Source organism: Pseudomonas sp. D4002 (assembly GCF_013385665.1).
Classification (GTDB): domain Bacteria; phylum Pseudomonadota; class Gammaproteobacteria; order Pseudomonadales; family Pseudomonadaceae; genus Aquipseudomonas.
On the sequence record NZ_JACAPN010000025.1, the window covers coordinates 1 to 229 of the forward strand.

1 pseudogene is annotated in these 229 nt (G+C 59.4%); it reads right to left on the reverse strand.

What is annotated here, in order from left to right:
* Window positions 1–46: 46 nt before the first annotated feature.
* A pseudogene (locus tag HX824_RS32450) lies at window positions 47–229 on the reverse strand (hypothetical protein); the annotation flags it as partial.

Below are 229 nucleotides of genomic sequence, written 5' to 3' on the forward strand. Positions count from 1 at the left end.
GCCTACCGGCCGGCTTGAGTGTGGTGAAGCAACAGCAACAGCAAGATCAGAATCGGGCACGGTCAAATGTGGGAGCTGGCTTGCCTGCGATAGCATCGACTGGGCGTACCTGATCCACCGAGGTGTCTGCATCGCCGGCAAGCCAGCTCCCACAGAAAAGCAGCGCCACCCCGTAGCAGCTGTCGAGCGCCAGCGAGGCTGCGTGCTTTTGATCTTGATCTGCTTTTGA